General features: G+C 47.0%; 13 protein-coding genes and 2 other RNA genes. 9 read left to right on the top strand and 6 right to left on the bottom strand.

Annotation, left to right across the window (positions count from 1 at the left end; genetic code table 11):
* Window positions 1-35 precede the first annotated feature (35 nt).
* The 5 genes from AB432_RS27115 to AB432_RS27095 form a co-directional block, all read right to left on the bottom strand.
* Complete coding sequence (locus tag AB432_RS27115) at window positions 36-1274, bottom strand: YjgB family protein (protein ID WP_048034941.1); 1239 nt, start codon at window positions 1272-1274, stop codon at window positions 36-38.
* Window positions 1264-1788 carry an RNA polymerase sigma factor gene (locus AB432_RS27110; RefSeq protein WP_048034940.1) on the bottom strand — a complete coding sequence of 175 codons (525 nt, stop codon included), beginning with the start codon at window positions 1786-1788 and terminating at the stop codon, window positions 1264-1266. Before AB432_RS27110 ends, AB432_RS27115 begins: the two co-directional genes overlap by 11 nt.
* Window positions 1789-1894: 106 nt before the next feature.
* Window positions 1895-2659 (bottom strand): ABC transporter permease, encoded by a 765-nt coding sequence (locus AB432_RS27105; protein ID WP_048034939.1) that lies wholly within the window; start codon window positions 2657-2659, stop codon window positions 1895-1897.
* A complete protein-coding gene (locus tag AB432_RS27100; RefSeq protein ID WP_048034938.1) occupies window positions 2659-3408 on the bottom strand; it encodes an ABC transporter ATP-binding protein in 750 nt (249 codons plus the stop codon). Before AB432_RS27100 ends, AB432_RS27105 begins: the two co-directional genes overlap by 1 nt.
* A gap of 82 nt (window positions 3409-3490) precedes the next feature.
* Window positions 3491-3886, bottom strand: a complete 396-nt coding sequence (locus AB432_RS27095) for a YqzM family protein (RefSeq protein WP_007728788.1) — start codon at window positions 3884-3886, stop codon at window positions 3491-3493.
* Between the two features lie 282 nt (window positions 3887-4168).
* On the opposite strand from AB432_RS27095, the gene secG reads away from it, so the two are divergent.
* The 6 genes from secG to ssrA (AB432_RS27065) all read left to right on the top strand — a co-directional run bounded on the left by secG (window position 4169) and on the right by ssrA (AB432_RS27065) (window position 9635).
* Window positions 4169-4411: a preprotein translocase subunit SecG gene (secG, locus tag AB432_RS27090; RefSeq protein WP_007728789.1), complete on the top strand. Its 243-nt coding sequence runs from the start codon at window positions 4169-4171 to the stop codon at window positions 4409-4411.
* A gap of 142 nt (window positions 4412-4553) precedes the next feature.
* Window positions 4554-7064 (top strand): ribonuclease R, encoded by a 2511-nt coding sequence (gene rnr, locus AB432_RS27085; RefSeq protein WP_048034937.1) that lies wholly within the window; start codon window positions 4554-4556, stop codon window positions 7062-7064.
* 148 nt (window positions 7065-7212) lie between these two features.
* On the top strand, window positions 7213-7686 hold the full coding sequence (gene smpB, locus AB432_RS27080; RefSeq protein WP_048034936.1) for an SsrA-binding protein SmpB: 474 nt from the start codon (window positions 7213-7215) through the stop codon (window positions 7684-7686).
* 158 nt (window positions 7687-7844) lie between these two features.
* Window positions 7845-8200: a transfer-messenger RNA gene (ssrA, locus tag AB432_RS27075) on the top strand.
* Window positions 8201-8600: 400 nt separating this feature from the next.
* Window positions 8601-9056, top strand: a complete 456-nt coding sequence (locus AB432_RS27070) for a hypothetical protein (protein ID WP_048034935.1) — start codon at window positions 8601-8603, stop codon at window positions 9054-9056.
* A gap of 275 nt (window positions 9057-9331) precedes the next feature.
* Window positions 9332-9635: a transfer-messenger RNA gene (gene ssrA, locus AB432_RS27065) on the top strand.
* Window positions 9636-10005: 370 nt separating this feature from the next.
* Here the strand turns inward: ssrA (AB432_RS27065) and loaP are convergent.
* Window positions 10006-10536, bottom strand: a complete 531-nt coding sequence (gene loaP, locus AB432_RS27060) for an antiterminator LoaP (RefSeq protein ID WP_048034934.1) — start codon at window positions 10534-10536, stop codon at window positions 10006-10008.
* A gap of 291 nt (window positions 10537-10827) precedes the next feature.
* Here loaP and AB432_RS27055 point away from each other — a divergent pair, with 291 nt between their 5' ends.
* From AB432_RS27055 to fabD, 3 genes are all read left to right on the top strand, one after another.
* Window positions 10828-11589: a 4'-phosphopantetheinyl transferase family protein gene (locus tag AB432_RS27055; protein WP_053079642.1), complete on the top strand. Its 762-nt coding sequence runs from the start codon at window positions 10828-10830 to the stop codon at window positions 11587-11589.
* Between the two features lie 118 nt (window positions 11590-11707).
* On the top strand, window positions 11708-12397 hold the full coding sequence (locus tag AB432_RS27050) for an MBL fold metallo-hydrolase (protein ID WP_048035985.1): 690 nt from the start codon (window positions 11708-11710) through the stop codon (window positions 12395-12397).
* Between the two features lie 16 nt (window positions 12398-12413).
* Window positions 12414-15713, top strand: coding sequence for an ACP S-malonyltransferase (gene fabD / locus AB432_RS27045; RefSeq protein WP_048034932.1), 3300 nt, complete (start codon window positions 12414-12416; stop codon window positions 15711-15713).
* Window positions 15714-15730: the final 17 nt, after the last annotated feature.

Genomic DNA, 15730 nt, shown 5'->3' with positions numbered 1-15730 from the left:
AAGACGGGACTAATGCTCCCGTCTTTTTTGTGTGGTTATCCCGCCATGTTGTTAAATGTTCCTCGTGGGTAGTAAATGTTTACGTGATCAATGTAAAGGGTGTTTGGATCATCGGTCATGATGCCTGAGAAAATGAATTTCAATTCGTAATCAGGGGTTACCTTGTAGGTGTAGATGGTTTGGCCGCCCGTTGTGGTTTTGCTCGTTGGCTCCCCAAGTGTTTCACGCACTTCGGCAAGTGTGATTGCTTGCAGGCGCGGGTCATAGGAACGAATATCCACGATCTGCATTCCTTTGTTAAAGGCGAAGACTAGATTGAGATCCCGGTACGTATTGTACGTGATACCATTGATGAAGGAGACGACATCCGGTTTGCCCAGTTGTTTTTCTGCGTCATCGAATACATCCTTTTCTAAACGATACTGACTGCCAAAGATTTGGCCTTTCCCGGCGAGATCACGCACGCTTTGCAACAATTCGGCATTGTCTCCATACAGCATGAGATTTTTGTTTCCTTGCGGGTGATACAGATGGTATTCAGCAAGAATCAAGTCTTCCTTGCTCGTGCTTTTCGTACCTTGGAAGTGGAATTTCACCTGATAGTTGTTTGTGACATCGTAGGTGTAAATCGTTTGATTACCAAACTCGCTAATACGCCCGGGTTTTCCACAGCTCTTTTCGACGGTAGACAGGCTGATTTGCTGCAAACGTGAATCTGTCCTGTGCATGTCTACGATCTGCATGCCTTTGTTGTAGCCAAACACGACTTCTTTTTTCGGGTAAGTGGAGTAGATCAGTCCATTTGCTGTGTAGGTTTTCTCAGGTTTTCCCCAGCCCTTCTCCACTTCATCTCCCGTTCTTTCCAGAGCGAAAGGAAGCCAGATGACTCTGCCTTCTTTCGCATTTGAGAGAATCTGTGACAATAGCTCCTCTGACTGCGGAGTAGGCTGTGTGGTTACGCTGTTGTTTGGAGCCGGTCCCGGAGAAGCAGTAGGAGAGCCAGGAGCAATAGGCGCAACGGTGTCTGGCAATGTACTCTGTTGTTGATTCGTAAGGAGTGAGGCTCCCAGCCAGACGGTCACAGCAAGTACGGAGCAGAGGGCCAATCCCTTGCCAAGTGCAGAGAAACCACGAAAAGAAGCACTCCCCCGAGATTTACTCACATTTGTTTGGCGAATAGCAGAAACGATCTCGTGATTTTTTTCTCCGCTCATTTTCATATCCGGCATCCCTTTCAATTTAGCTAGTAAGTCATGGTCTGAATTAGATCGCATCGCCAATCATCTCCTTTTTCTCACGCTCAAGTATTTCCCTGACAGCTTTCATCGCACGGTGCAGTGTCACGTTTACTTTGTTTTCGGACCACCCAAGTATTTCAGCCGTCTCCTTGGAGGACAGTCCCTTGACTCCACGCAAAATGAGCACCTCGCGAAAAGCGGGTTTTACTTCACGGATTGCCTGGTAAAGTGCTTGCTGTTCCTCATGTACGTGCAGAATTTCTTCCGGTGTTTTTTCTTCTGTCTCTACACTCGCCAGCCATTTATCTGGCAGCCAATTACGAAGACGTTGCTTTCGTTTATGATCGATGGCGGTATTCCTCGCGATCGTCAATAGCCATGTTTTCGGTTGCGATCTGCCTTCGAATGCGTCCAGAGACCGAAGCGCTTTTAGAAAGACATCCTGAACGAGGTCTTCTACATCGCGGGTTCCTGTGTAGTAAATAAGAAATTTGAAAATATCATCGCCATAGCGTAGGAACCATTGCTCCATTAAACCGTTTTTGTCCATAGCTGAACCACCTTTTGTACGTTCTACTTGTAATTTGACGACTCAGGGTGCATTTCATTACAAAAACAAAAAAACTGCCGGAAGCTGTGTCCGACAGTGTGTGTATTTAAGAGTGGAGCATGGAGTCCCGCGTAAACCAGAGCTGATAACTGAGCATACTAATCAGAACCGCCGAAATAGCAGCGGAGGAGCTAAAGCTGAGCATAATGAGGATTTGATAGCGTACGGCCTCGATGGGACTGGCACCCGCGACGATCATTCCGGTCATCATTCCTGGCAACTGGACGAGTCCGATTGTTTTCATCGTATCAAAGGTAGGAATCATGCTCGCTTTGACCGCGCGCTTCAACACCACATGTACGGCTTGGCGTGTAGTGGCTCCCAGACAAAGCAGTGTCTCGATTTCCCCACGAGAGGCTTCCACTTCTCTGTTCATATGCGTGAGAAAAAGGCTCGTGACGATCATGGAGCTGCCAATAATCATGCCGCTCATCGGGATGAGGTACTGCGGCGTAGGAGAGACAAGCCCGAGTATAACCAACAGTCCCATGGTGATGATCTCTGTGATCGCAAGGGAAAGGGAGATCCGCCAAAAAATCCCCGATAAATGCTTCGCTCTGCTGGCAGCGTTCCACGAAGCGACGCAGATCATCATGAGAATGATCAATAAAATAAACCAGACACTATCGGCAGCAAAGACAAAATGGAGGACGTAGCCGATCGCGAGCAATTGAACGGTAGAGCGAATGGTGCCAATCAAAATGTCTTTTTCCAAACCGAGCTTCTGCCAAACAGAGAGCAGGAGGGCGATGAAAACAAAGGCATAGGCAAAGAGTAGCCACATGTATGAAACCGTAAACATATGCGTCATCACTGCACCCCACTTAGGGCAGCATGGACATTACCATCTTGCAAAAATTCACGAGCTTCCACGGATTGGGGCGAGTGGAAAAATGCTTCACATTCAGCGTCTTCTGCGAGCAGGTGGTTGGCCATAAACCAAATGCGCTTGCAAGCGACTCGCGCTTCTTCTAAATCATGCGTGACCCAAACTAAGGTCGTTCCCGTTTGGTGGTGCAAATCGACGAGGAGCCGCTCAGCAGCCTGCTTGCTTTTCGGATCGAGTGAAGCGGTGACCTCATCCAGCAGCAGGACAGGTGGCTGGAGCAACAGACTGCGAACGAGCGCGAGCCGTTGCTTTTCTCCGCCAGATAGTTGAGCGGCTGGTTTTGACCAATCGATCTCTTCCATATATAACTGCTCCATCAAGCCTAAGGCGAGCTTCTTATCAAAAGGACGCTGATGCAGGCTGCTCACTGTCCGCAGGTTGTCTTCCACGTTGCCGGGCAGCATGACGGCTTGCTGTGCCACATAACTGATTTTCATTCGCCAAGCTCTCGCGTCCCACAGTGACATTTCTTTATTCTCCAAGGAAACCGTACCGGCGTCAGGTTGTAGAAGGCGACCCAAAATACGAAGCAAGGTGCTTTTTCCCTGTCCCGATTTCCCCAGAATTCCAATTATCGTAGGTTCATCAATACTCGCGTTTATGTCACGGAACAACCATGTACTCGTGGGAGAGTGGATTTGTTTCCCTAAAGCTTCAATCTTGATGGTCATATGTAAAAGCCTCCCCATTAACGCGGAAAACACCGAAGAGGACGAGTCTTCGGTGTTTCTTTCTTACAGGCTATCTATGTACTTATTTTTTCTCCGACAGCCACTGTGAAACCGCTTGAATTTCTGGTTGTTTCTTCAGCATTCCAGGAGGCATGCCGCCCTTACCGTCTTTGATGATTTTAGCAATGTCGTCAGCGCTGAGCGTTGCTCCAATTTTCGTCAGGTTTGGACCTGCAATGCCTTCGAGATTTTGACCGTGACAGGAAGCGCAATTTTGTTTGAATACAGCAGCAGCGTCAATTTGTGCAGTTGGTGCGCCGCCACCATTGGCCTCTTCCCCATGTTTTGGTGGAAAAATAATTGATCCTACAAGTGCAATGAGAAAAACTAGAAACAAGATACCAAACGAAGTGAAAAAGGCCTTCGCGGAATCAATTACATCGTTTTGATTCATGTCTTTTTTGTTGGACCCAGCCATCTGACAAAGACCTCCCAAAGCAAAATAATAAAGTTTCATGGTAATTTTACGGCAAAAGTTTGACAATATCAAGGCGACTATCAAACAAGACAAAGAAAGTACACAATTTGCCATTTTTTCGTAAAAACACGTTGCTCTTATTCTACCTTATAACAGTCAATATTATTTGAAAGAATTTCTCTTATAATGGAAGGGATAGCGGGTTGCTGTTACCAGACAAGTGTGATAAAGTTGTTGTATTGGTTTTTTCCGCCTTGGAAATACGTTTTGAGGTGAATGAAAATGGCATTGGCTGCGAAAATTTTACTTGTGATCGCAAGTATTGGCTTAATTATCGTCGTGTTGCTGCAATCGGGAAAAAGTGCCGGCCTTTCCGGAGCGATTGGTGGCGGCGCAGAGCAACTGATGGGCAAACAAAAAGCCCGCGGGATTGACGCACTTTTAGGGAAACTGACCGTTGTATTTGCGGTTGGCTTCATGATTTTTGCGATTTTGCTCGGGTATTTCTTGAAATCAGGAGCGTAATAGACGAACGGCCGAAAGACAGCGAGTGCAACTTGCTGTCTTTTTCTCTATTCCGATTGCGATAAGCGGGAACGGTGAATACTACATAATAGGATGGTCATGGAGAAACGCGGGAATGCCACGCGAAAAAGGAGGTTTGTGAATGGAAGACCAAGAAAAAATACTCGCGTTTATGCGAGAGCAAGCATATCACCCGATGACGGTGAGGGAACTGGAAGAAGCGTTTGGAATCAAAGATTCTGCCACGTTCAAGGAGCTTGTGAAAACGCTGAATGCACTGGAAGCGAGCGGAGAGGTGATCCGCACCAGAGCGAATCGGTATGGCGTGCCTGAAAAAATGAATCTGGTACGTGGACGTCTGCAAAGTCATCCAAAGGGCTTTGGATTTGTGATCCCGGAAACACAGGGCATGGAGGACGTATACGTTCATGCGAATGATATGAACGGTGCGCTGCATGGGGATACCGTGCTGGTTCGTGTGGAAAAGGAAGCGGGCGGCAATCGTCTGGAAGGGCAAATTATTCGCATCGTCGAACGAGGAATGAAGCAGGTAGTAGGGACGTTCAAGGACGAGACGTATTACGCGTTTGTCATTCCCGACGAAAAGCGGCTCGGCAAGGATATTTTTATCCCAAAAGAAGCCTATAACGGTGCCGTAGATGGTCATAAGGTAGTTGTGAACATTGTTCGTTACCCAGAGGGACGAGTGAATCCTGAGGGTGAGGTCGTCGAGATTCTCGGCCATAAGAACGATCCGGGTGTCGATATCCTGTCGATCATCCGCAAGTTCAACCTGCCGGAAGCTTTTCCAGATGACGTGTTAGAAGAGGCTGAGGCAGCACCAGATGAGATTTCCGAGGAGGAGATCAGCGGTCGTCGAGATTTGCGCGAGCGGATGATGGTTACGATCGACGGTGCGGATGCCAAAGACTTAGACGATGCCGTTTCCTTGGAGAGGCTGCCAAATGGAAACGTAAGACTCGGCGTGCATATCGCTGATGTCAGCTACTATGTTCGTGAAAAGTCTCAGCTGGACAATGAAGCGTATCGCCGTGGAACCAGCGTCTACTTAGTTGACCGCGTTATCCCGATGCTGCCACATCGTTTGTCCAACGGCATATGCAGTCTCAATCCGCAGGTAGATCGACTGACGATTTCCTGCGATATGGAGATGGACTCGAGCGGAAACACCGTGAAGTACGACATCTTTTTGAGTGTGATTCGTACAGATGAGCGCATGACGTATGCAGATGTACGCAGTATTTTGGAAGACAAGGACGAAGCCTTGACCGAAAAGTACAGCAGACTCGTCCCGATGTTCGAGGATATGAAAGAGCTGGCCTTGAAGCTGCGTAAAAAACGGATGCAGCGCGGTGCGATTGACTTCGATTTCCGCGAAGCAAAAATTTACGTCGATGAAGAGGGAACCCCTACCGAAATCGGCTTTCGTACGAGATCGATTGCGGAGCAGATCATTGAGGAGTTCATGCTCGCTGCCAACGAAACAGTGGCCGAGCATTTTCACTGGATGAAGCAGCCGTTCATGTACCGGATTCACGAAGACCCGAACGCTGAGAAGCTCATGGCCTTCATGGAGTTCATCACGAATTTTGGCTACTCGATCCGCGGGAAGGGCAATTCTGTCCATCCACGCGCGTTGCAGCAGTTGCTGGAAGAGGTAAAAGGAACGCCGGAAGAAATTATTATCAGCACCGTCATGCTGCGTTCGATGAAGCAAGCGCGCTACGACGCGGAAAGTCTGGGGCATTACGGCTTGTCTACGGAGTTTTATACCCATTTTACTTCGCCGATTCGCCGTTATCCTGACCTGATCGTCCATCGCCGCATTCGCGAATGGATCGAGCTGGGAAATCAAATTTCAGAAAAACGTCTGGGGTACTGGGCAGAGCAAATGCCAGTAATCGCGGAGCATGCATCACAGCGTGAACGGTTGGCTGTCGATGCCGAGCGTGAAACAGATGATCTGAAAAAAGCAGAGTTCATGCTTGAGCGAGTGGGAGAAGAATTCGAAGGCGTCATCTCCAGCGTTACGTCGTTTGGGATTTTCGTTGAGCTACCTAATACCATTGAAGGCTTGGTGCACGTCAGCTTTTTGACCGACGACTACTATCATTACCATGAGAAAATGTTTGCGTTGGTCGGTGAGCGTACAGGCAAGCAGTACCGGATCGGGGATGTCGTCGAGGTACGTGTAGCGAATGTCAACGTGGATGAACGCACCATCGACTTCGAAATCGTCGGGATGCCAAAGGCTGGCTTCCGCGGCAGCCGTGAGCGTACGCCTCGTGTAATAGATGGCCGTGGTGGAGATCGTAAGCCGACACGTGGCAAACAAGATCGTTCACGCGCAGGCCGTGCAGATCGTCCTGACAGACCAGATCGTCAAAAGGATAAAAAGCATCCGGCGGAAATCCGCCAGAAATACAAGGATCGCCGCAAAGCGGAAGGGAACAAACCTCCTCGTCGTGCTGGATCGGGCAGAGCATCGAGCGGTGAAGAAGTGCTGCCAATTGGTGCAGGAGAAGGGGATACCCCAGCGAAACGCCAGAAGGGATTCTGGGAAGATCTCGTCAAGTCCAAGAAAAAGAATCGCAAAAATGTAGCCAGTCAGGCGAAACGGAAACGCCGTTAAACAGTTGTTTAATCCCCGAAAAGTACTTGGAACGATCCGTTTCCCTTTTCGGGGATGTCTATTTACCGGGTAAATGACTTGCCACAATGGGCAAAATTTGCTAGACTAACTGGTACGAAACGCAGTACGTACAAGTGAGGTGATCTCCATGTCAAAAGATAAGGCCGGAACCAAGACAATCGCCCAAAACCGAAAAGCGCGCCACGATTACCACATCGAGCAAGTATACGAGGCAGGCATTGAGCTGACCGGTACGGAGATCAAGTCCGTGCGTGCGGCGCGTGTCCAGCTCAAGGACAGCTTCGCCCGTGTGCACAATGGCGAATTGCTTCTGTACAATGTGCACATCAGTCCGTACGAGCAGGGAAATCGTTTTAACCATGAGCCAGAGCGGACTCGCAAGCTCCTGATGCGCCGCTTGGAAATCCTCAAGCTCAATGGTCTGATTCGCGAAAGAGGGTACTCGCTGGTCCCGCTCAGCATTTATTTGAAGGGCGGCTGGGCCAAGGTCGAGCTCGCACTTGTCAAAGGGAAAAAGAACTACGACAAGCGCGAAGACCTCAAGAAAAAAGAGTCTGCACGTGATATCGAGCGTGCTCTGCGCGAACGCCAAAAAGGCTGATTGGATTGCACTGGCAGGCTTGGTAGCAATCAACGTTGAGTTTTGGTTGTCGCCTGTGCTATATTTAATAAGCAACAACAAGCCAATACACTGTTAGTTACAATATAGTCTAGGTGCGGATTTAATGGCTCTTCACCTAGACTTTTTCTCTCCTACCTGGGGGCGTTCTGGATTCGACGGGGATGGTAGAGCATGAGAAGCGAGCCGGGGGGCTGCGGACCTCGTCAACAACGCGGAACGCCATTAACTGGCAACAAACAACTTTCTCTCGCTGCTTAATAACCAGTGAGGCGCTACCATTCCATCGCCCATGTGGCATGACTAGCGCTCAACTTTAGTGGGATACGCCGGAGGCTTCCGCCTGGAGCCGAAGGAAGAAGATGAATCAGGCTAGGTAACGGGTCAGCGCGTCACTCCGCGAATCCGGTACCGAAATTTAAATGAGTGACTGCGCTCGGAGATGCTCATGTATCGCTGTTTTCGGACGGGGGTTCGAATCCCCCCGCCTCCACCAAATACATAATAAGCCAAGCCACCTGATGAGGGTGGTTTTTTTGTTGTGCTGGACTTTTGTGGAGAGAAGATGTTCGAAAGGTAAGATCGACATTATTAGACCCAATTTCTAACATAGAGCAACTTATAATGATAGGATTTCTGATATAATAAAGAATAGTAAATGAACTTACCACAGCACGAAGCGACATCCAATGTTAATAGGGTGTCGCTTATTTAAATTCTAACGCTAGTAAACAAATATCAGTATTGTTGATTGCCTTTCGTAAATCTTCATGTTAGAGTATCGTGTTTAATGTATGTAGATTCAGACGGAAGCAAGCAGAGGAACAGACTAAAAACCTATTTGGCATGAAAAATATAGACTTCTTTGAATGCAAAATTATGTGCGGAGGTAGTGAATGAACATTACTCTAAATGTAAAAGATTTAGTCCCTAACTTTATAATGCGACTGTTTTATAGAACGGCAACAGATAAACTATTTGATCGTTATGCTGGAATGCTATGGAGAAGGGTAATAATAAAAACTGGACTGAACTCAAATTTGTTACCCAGTCATATTATCAATAGACTAGCTAATTCAAACTCGAGTATGCGAATTTATTATTCATTCTTTTACTATTATAGAAAGGTTAGCTTTAAAAATCTCGTTCTGAGTGTAGGGATGGAAATATTAGATAATCATCATCGTTTAGATTCCAAAGTGATATTGCAATTTGCTAGAGCTATCAGTGAAAATTGGTTTGAAGAAATTCTAGAAAACGAGATAATAAGAGAACGATTGGAAAAAAAACAGGGAAGAAATTTTTTGAACTTAAAGATGAATTCTTTGACACCTCTGATAAAGAACTTTTAGAGATCTTATCAGGGGAGACAAAGATAAGGACAGAATTTTTCCTAAGTTATTCTACTAACAATGAAAGTGACGATATGGTAAGAGTTTTCCTCCCTAATAAAGTAGGTTATATCGATTGGAGCAAAGAATTAAGTGTCCTCGTATCAGTTAATTCTTTCCACACATTTGAATTAGGGTTTTTTAGAGTGGGTTACGATTATGAGTTACTTTCTAGCAATAGGTCAGCCTGGGTGGTAACAATTTCGAAAGATAGAAAAAGAGAGGTTGTTTTATTTGGAGACCAAGTTTTTGGAGAACTATCAGAAGAATATATTTGGGCCAGATAATGTTTACTCATAAGAAAATAACCAGTAAGGCGCCACCATTCCATCGCCCATGTGGCGTGACTAGCGCTCAACTTTAGTGGGATACGCCGGAGGCTTCCGCCTGGAGCCGAAGGAAGAAGATCAATCAGGCTAGGTAACGGGTCAGCGCGTCACTCCGCGAATCCGATACCGAAATTTAAATGAGTGACTGCGCTCGGAGATGCTCATGTATCGCTGTTTTCGGACGGGGGTTCGAATCCCCCCGCCTCCACCAAATACATAAAGTGAAGCCACCTGATGAGGGTTATGACTTAAATCATATATTTGCCGCAACGGGAAGATTGTGCTTTAAAAAACTTTAGGCAAACATATGCTTTAAAGTTTTTTATTTATATTCGGGCATAAGGGCGGCCTTTTAGAAGCAAGGTGTTCATAATGAGTGTAAAGCAAATTCAACTACTGCGATTTAAGAAATAACCCAACCTGAAGGTCGGGTTATTTTTATATTTCGAAGCATGAAGAGATTGTTTCTTTTACATTTTGGAGTTTATAATTGATGGGACGAAATTACTTTTCAATTCAGCAGTTCTTTCGCCAGGTGAAATATCGTACGCAATAAGCCCTTTTTATCGCTATATGAGTATTTATTCCAATATTTCAATTCCAACGTCAATCATTCTCTCGTCTCCCAGAAAGTCAATTGCAATTTTGGCTCTTTTCTTTCGACGGTTCACTTTCTTTATTATTCCTTCTTTTCCGGCAAGGGGACCTTTCTTGACGGTAATTTTGGAGCCGGTCATCATTAAGGTTGAATATCCGAGCACCCCGTCTGTGTCCAGCAATTTTAAAATCGGACGGATTTCTGCTTCCTGGATTTGGGACACTTCCAGTAAACCATCCGATCGTTGTCTTGTCTGCTTATTGCTATTTAGTAGTCTGAAGATTCTGGGTGTTTCTTTAATGTCGTAGTATGTCTTCGTGTCCAAATTCGTTTGAATGAGTAGATAACCCGGAAACATAATTTTTAAAGGGTGGGTAATAAGACCCTGTTTTCGTTCAGGAAGCCTTCTTTTCGGTACAACGGCCCTTAATTGGTGAGAAGAGAATTTATCCGAAAGAAATTTGGCCACTCGTTCTTCGTATCCGGTCTCTACATAAAGGGCATACCAATTCATCAATTCCCACCTCATAGAATGTAAGTTGAAAATGTCACATAATTCTTGAAATATCGACATAATATTTGAAATTCGACTTTTGAAATTGTGGTAAAATACAATTGTGGTAAAATACGGATATAAATATTATAATTCACTAAACTATCTTTGTACATAGTCCCAAACGGCACGAGCTAATCGTTGTTTCGGCACGTTAGTTCGCTTTGGATTCTGAATATTCGATGCCATTTTTTTTGCTGCTATATAGCCGCGAAATGTCTCGTCATGTCCATTTTTGGGTGGTGGTCATCTTTGCAGTGGCGTTCGTTCGAGAAATACATCGTGTTGAATAGGCCTGATCTAATCATGAACGCCGGACTAAGCTTCGTTCATATCAGCGAGGATAAGAAACCTGGGATAGATCCGCTTATATTCGGCCTCGACGAAATAGAAGATTATCGAAAAATGAAATATGATGTCGGAAAGAGAAATTATGTGCTAGGCAGAATAGCTGCCAAACGAGCGGCTTCGACAATGATGAGCCGGTCTGATTTAACAAAGATAACCATTAGCCGGGGAGTCTTCGGACAGCCAGTTCTTCATACCGGTAGCCCGGATAAATTAGCGGTCAGCATTTCTCATTGCCAATGCATGGGAGCTGCTATTGTTTTCCCCGAAGGAAGCCCAATGGGAATCGATGTGGAAGCTATCAATCCGTCAAGAAACGAAACAATGGCCAGTCTAATGACAGCGGCGGAGATGGAGAGCGGCGCAACTGTTATTAGCAACAAAGCATTCTTGTTAACGTTGTTGTGGTCCAGCAAAGAGGCGCTATCAAAGGTGCTTCGTACGGGACTTACCATCCCGTTCGAATTGCTGGAGATCGAAACGATTCAGTCTTACAGCGGGTTTTATGTGAGTACGTTCACGAATTTTCCGCAGTACAGCGCCAAAACGTACCTGACTGGCGGCTACGTCTGGTCAATCGTAGCCCCTCGCAAAAGCGAGTGGCATTTAGATCCCTTGCAAATGCAAAATCATTTTCTGGCATTCGATTGCGGCTGCAGTAAATGAAGAGCAACTATAAATTAAAAGTTGTGTTTATAGAAAAGAATTAGGCTTCGAAGGAAGAGCTCCACTTAGTGGGGCTATTTTGTTTTGGGTTTTGCTCTTGAAGGGAGAGGTAGCTGCGATGAGCGAATCCTATCAGATCCATACCATTTGTACCAGCTATCTCAATAAATTGTCCAATTACAATTATTTAATCGTCGATAAAGCGACAAAGCTGGCCGCTCTTGTAGATCCTTCTTGGGAGATCGATCGAATTTTGACGGTGATCGAGGAGCTGGACGTGAAGCTGCAGGCCATTTTGTTAACTCATTCCCATTTTGATCACGTCAATCTTGTGGAATTGCTAAGTGTGCGGTATGGGCCCAATGTGTACATATCAGAGAAGGAAGCGCGGTATTACGCGTTTTCTGCGCCCAATTTACATACAGTTAACGATTTGGATACCATTTCGCTGGGCAACACCACGATTACCTGTATGCTTACGCCGGGCCATACAGCCGGAAGCGCCTGTTATCTATTGTCCGGTTGTTTGATAACAGGAGATACGCTATTTATCGAAGGCTGCGGCAGATGCGATACAACCGGCGGAAATCCGGATGATATGTTCGACAGCTTGCAAAAAATACGAGACACCGTGCCGATCTACGCCAGAATCTATCCTGGACATTCATACGGGAAAGAGCCTGGATATCCACTTTGGTATTTATTGGAGAACAACATCTATTTTCACCTTGTGAAACGCGCGCAATTCATTTCGTTCCGAATGCGTCATGCTCAAGGCTATGGCTCGGATTCGAAAGAGAGACGATAGTAAAACGGAGGGGACAATGGAGAAAAAAGTCGTGTTTATGTTCTCGGGTCAAGGCTCCCAATATTATCACATGGGTGAGACGCTCCTGGCCGAGGGAGATGTATTCAAAAAATGGATGACCCGGCTGGATCAAATTGCCGAACCGTTAGTTGAGCGGTCCATTATGCAGTTGCTCTATGACCCTCGACATTCGAAAGCAGAATCCTTCGATCGCACACTTTTTACTCATCCGGCTCTTTTTATGGTGCAGTACGCCTTGGCACAAGAAATGCTTCATCACGGGATCTTTCCTGATTATGTGCTGGGTAGCAGTCTCGGGGAATTTGTCGCGGCCGCTGTCTCCAATATTGTGGACCCGGAGCAGGCCCTCATTGCTGTCATCAAACAGGCTCAAATCTTTGAGATGAGTTGTGAAGGCGGGGGGATGCTGGCTGTATTGGATGATCCGCGCACCTTTCGGGAGAACCCGCTCTTACATCACAACAGCGAGCTGGCAGGAGTTAACTACGATGGGCATTTTGTGATCGCGGGCGGTAATGTGGGCTTGGACGGCATTCATACGCATTTGAGGGATAAAGGTATTGCTTCCATTCGGCTTCCTGTCTCCTACGCGTTCCATTCTAGGGAAATTGATCCTGCCGAAAACGCGTTTATCAGTCATCTTCGTACTTTATCGCTTCAGAAACCGGCCATTCCTTTTTGTTCCGGCATGTATGGAGAATTGGTTGAAGCTGTGAGACACGAATACTTCTGGGATGTGGTCAGGCAGCCGATGAGGTTTCGGGAAGCAGTAACTGCTATGGAGCGGGAACAGCCGGCCGTTTATTTGGATTTGAGCCCTTCGGGGGTGCTAGCAAATTTCACGAAACGGCTTCTTAAGGACGATTCAAGCTCTGAAAGCGCTGTGCTTCTGACGGTATACGGTTTTGACTTCGAGAAAATGAATGAGCTCAAGCGAACGATTGCACGACCAAATGACTCGATTACGGGAGGGAACGATAAAAGCATGATCGCATATCTTTTTCCAGGACAAGGCTCGCAGCACGTTGGCATGGGGGAGGGGCTTTTTGATGAATTTCCGGATTTGACTGCAAAGGCGGATGCCATTCTTGGTTATTCGGTAAAGGAGCTATGCCTGAACGATCCGAAGCATCAGCTGGGCAACACAGCTTTTACCCAACCGCTTTTATACACGGTCAATGCTCTGATGTATATGAAGAAAAGAAAGGAAACAGGCAGACGTCCCGACTTTGTAGCCGGTCATAGCTTGGGCGAGTATAACGCCCTGTTTGCGGCAGAGGTTTTCGATTTCGAAACCGGACTGCGTCTCGTTAAGAAGCGGGGCGAGCTGATGGCCCTGGCTGCTGGTGGAGGAATGGCGGCAGTAATCGGCATGCAAGCGCAAGAGGTTGAAGACATTATTTGCCGGAATGGACACTTGGAAATCGACGTTGCCAATTATAATTCGCCCGTGCAAACCGTCTTGTCGGGGCGAAAAGACCATATAATGGAGGCGCAGCGCATTTTTGAACAGGCCGGGGCAGGGATGTATATTCCGCTTAATGTCAGCGGCGCATTCCATTCCCGGTATATGAATGAAGCGAAGAAAGAATTCGAGCAATTTTTGAATAACTTTACCTTCAACAAGCCTGTTATCCCTGTCATCGCAAACGTGTCTGCCCGTCCCTGTCCGTTCAACGAAATCAAACGCAACTTGACTGAGCAAATCACAAGCTCCGTCAATTGGACGGACACCATTCGCTATTTAATGGGAAAAGAGGTAGAGCTGTTCGAGGAGGTCGGGCCTAAGGACGTGCTTACAAAGTTGACGGAGAAGATCAGGCAGTCGAGCTCTCCGTTATTCGTAGAGGATGAAACGCCGGAAGAGCCGAGCACAAACGAACAAAAGAACGAGAACAACCTGCCGATCGTTGACAGGGAATCGGTCTTTATGCCCAGCGCCCGGAAGACAATCACTGCAGCTTCGCTTGGCAGCCCGGCATTCAAGGAACGGTATGGTCTGAAATATGCCTATGTTTTGGGAGCCATGTACAAGGGGATTGCCTCGGCTGAAATGGTTGTGAAAGCCGGAAAGGCCGGCATGCTCTGTTTCTTTGGCTCCGGAGGACTAAGGATTACGCAAATCGAGGAAGCGATTCGGGACATTCAGCGCCAATTACGCAGCGGCGAGCCCTATGGAATGAATTTTCTTCACCATCCGGATAACCAGGCTCTCGAAGAAGCGGTTGCAGATCTTTACTTGAAGTACGGCATAACCGTAATAGAGGCTTCTTCCTTCATTACGATGACTCCTGCGCTAATTAAATATCGGGCGAAGGGACTGACAAGAAGAGCGGACGGAACGGTGGAGATTCGAAATAAAATTATCGCCAAGGTTTCCAGGCCGGAGGTCGCATCTAATTTCCTAAGGCCGGCACCGGAGCGGATCATTGAGAGGCTTGTTCAAGAAGGTAAAATCACACAGGAAGAAGGTCGCTTGCTGCAAATGGTGCCGGTTGCCGACGATCTGTGCGTCGAAGCGGATTCGGGCGGACATACCGATCAAGGCAGCGCGTATGTGCTCATGCCGACGTTGATCAGGCTGCGTGACGACATGGTACGCGAACATGGTTATACGAGCGAGATTTCCGTAGGTGCTGCCGGAGGGATCGGAACTCCTGAGGCGGCGGCTGCCGCGATATTGCTAGGTGCGGATTTCCTTGTGACTGGTTCTATTAACCAATGTACGGTGGAGGCTGCGACTAGTGATGCCGCTAAAGACCTTCTGCAGCAGGCGAATGTGCAGGATACCGATTATGCTCCGGCGGGCGATATGTTTGAAATTGGCGCCAAGATACAGGTTTTAAAGAAGGGCCTGTTTTTCCCCGCAAGAGCGAATAAATTGTATGATCTGTACCGGCATTTCAACGCCTTGGAAGAAATAGACGAGGCGACAAGGGAGCGTCTTCAGGATAAGTTTTTCCATCGCTCCTTTGAAGAAATCTATCAGGAAGTGATAGCACACAAAGCTCCTGCCGAAATCGAGAAGGCGGAGCGTAATCCGAAGCATAAAATGGCCCTTATATTCAAGTGGTATTTCTCCTATTCGACGCGGTTGGCGATGACGGGCAGCAAGGAACATAAGGTAGATTACCAAATTCATTGCGGTCCTGCGCTCGGAGCATTTAACCAGTGGGTGCTGGGTACGGAGCTGGAGCATTGGAGAAACCGTCATATCGATCAGATTGGCGAGATGCTGCTGAATGAAACGGCAGCCCTGTTGAACCGCCGAATTTCCGAATTGGTTGGCAATTGACTGAGAAGGAGAACGTT

Source organism: Brevibacillus brevis, from assembly GCF_001039275.2.
GTDB classification, from domain to species: Bacteria; Bacillota; Bacilli; order Brevibacillales; family Brevibacillaceae; genus Brevibacillus; species Brevibacillus brevis_C.
This window is presented reverse-complemented; position numbering and strand designations above follow the sequence as displayed.

Coding starts and splice junctions, on each gene's coding strand:
- AB432_RS27115 (WP_048034941.1), bottom strand. CDS start 1,274: ATGCGATCTAATTCAGACCATGACTTACTAGCTAAATTGAAAGGGATG.
- AB432_RS27110 (WP_048034940.1), bottom strand. CDS start 1,788: ATGGACAAAAACGGTTTAATGGAGCAATGGTTCCTACGCTATGGCGAT.
- AB432_RS27105 (WP_048034939.1), bottom strand. CDS start 2,659: ATGACGCATATGTTTACGGTTTCATACATGTGGCTACTCTTTGCCTAT.
- AB432_RS27100 (WP_048034938.1), bottom strand. CDS start 3,408: ATGACCATCAAGATTGAAGCTTTAGGGAAACAAATCCACTCTCCCACG.
- AB432_RS27095 (WP_007728788.1), bottom strand. CDS start 3,886: ATGGCTGGGTCCAACAAAAAAGACATGAATCAAAACGATGTAATTGAT.
- secG (WP_007728789.1), top strand. CDS start 4,169: ATGGCATTGGCTGCGAAAATTTTACTTGTGATCGCAAGTATTGGCTTA.
- rnr (WP_048034937.1), top strand. CDS start 4,554: ATGGAAGACCAAGAAAAAATACTCGCGTTTATGCGAGAGCAAGCATAT.
- smpB (WP_048034936.1), top strand. CDS start 7,213: ATGTCAAAAGATAAGGCCGGAACCAAGACAATCGCCCAAAACCGAAAA.
- AB432_RS27070 (WP_048034935.1), top strand. CDS start 8,601: ATGAACATTACTCTAAATGTAAAAGATTTAGTCCCTAACTTTATAATG.
- loaP (WP_048034934.1), bottom strand. CDS start 10,536: ATGAATTGGTATGCCCTTTATGTAGAGACCGGATACGAAGAACGAGTG.
- AB432_RS27050 (WP_048035985.1), top strand. CDS start 11,708: ATGAGCGAATCCTATCAGATCCATACCATTTGTACCAGCTATCTCAAT.
- fabD (WP_048034932.1), top strand. CDS start 12,414: ATGGAGAAAAAAGTCGTGTTTATGTTCTCGGGTCAAGGCTCCCAATAT.